A 1,335-nucleotide genomic window follows, 5' to 3' on the forward strand; every position below is an offset into this window, starting at 1 on the left:
GCATCCTGAACCGCACCGGTTCGAATGGAGACTCGATTCTCTGAGAGGATTGAGTCATGGCACGTCCCTCCCCTTACCCCGCTGAGCTGCGGCGTCGTGCGGTGCGCATGGTCGCTGAGGTCCGTCCGGACTACGACACCGAGTGGGCCGCGATGAAGGCCGTCGCGTCCAAGCTCGGCGTCGGATCGGCCGAGACCGTGCGGCAGTGGGTCCGGCGGGACCAGGTCGACTCCGGGCAGCGTCCGGGCACGACCACCGAGGAGTCCGCGCAGGTCAAGGCCCTGAAGAAGGAGGTCGCCGAGTTGAAGAGGGCGAACGAGATCCTCAAGGCCGCGGCGAGTTTCTTCGCGGCCGAGCTCGACCGGCCACATCTGCGCTCGTAGCCTTCATCGACGAGCACCGGGACCGCTTCGGCGGCGTCGAGCCGATCTGCCGCGTGCTGGCCCAGCACGACTGCAGCATCGCCCCGTCCACCTACTACGCCCACAAGAAGCGGCAGACGTCACCGTCCGCCCGGCAGGTCCGCGACGCTGGCCTCAGGGAGCTGATCACCGAGGTCCACGAGGCCAACTACCGTGTTTACGGCGCCCGGAAGGTCTGGCGCGAACTGAACCCGCAGGGCCACGCGGTGGCCCGTTGCACCGTGGAACGGCTGATGCGGGAGCTGGGCATCACCGGCGCGGTGCGGGGCAGGAAGGTCGTCACCACCGTGCCGGACCCCGCCGCCGCGCGGGCACCCGACCTGGTCGAACGCGCTTCGTCGCCCTGGCACCGAACCGGACCTGGGTCGCGGACTTCACCCACGTCGCGGCCTGGGCTGGCACCGTCTACGTCGCGTTCGTGGTGGACACCTTCTCGCGCCGCATCGTCGGCTGGTCCGCGGCCACCACCAAGCACACCGAGCTCGTCCTGGCCGCGCTGGAGATGGCCCTGTGGCAGCGCGACCGCTCCGGAACACGCCCGGTGGCAGGCGAGTTGACGCACCATTCGGACGCGGGGTCGCAATACACCTCTTTCGCGCTCGCCCAGCACCTGGACCGGGCCGGCATCGCCGCTTCCATCGGCTCGGTCGGCGACGCGCTGGACAACGCACTCATGGAGTCGACGATCGGCCTGTACAAGACCGAGCTGATCAAGCCCCAACGGCCCTGGCGCACGCTGTCCGAGGTCGAGCTCGCCACCGCCGAGTGGGTGGACTGGTACAACCACCGCCGTCTCCACGGTGAGATAGGCCACGTCCCGCCTGCTGAATACGAAGCCGCCTACTACCTGACAGCCACGAAACCGCAGGTCACATTCACAACCTAGAGTCTCCGACCAAGCCGGTGCGGTTCA

Annotated in this window: 1 pseudogene; it reads left to right on the forward strand. The window is 68.4% G+C overall.

What is annotated here, in order from left to right:
• The first annotated feature begins 56 nt into the window (after nt 1-56).
• A pseudogene (locus ABH931_RS39635) lies at nt 57-1,308 on the forward strand (IS3 family transposase).
• Nucleotides 1,309-1,335: the final 27 nt, after the last annotated feature.

This window comes from Streptacidiphilus sp. MAP12-33 (genome assembly GCF_041261265.1).
Lineage (GTDB): Bacteria > Actinomycetota > Actinomycetes > Streptomycetales > Streptomycetaceae > Streptacidiphilus.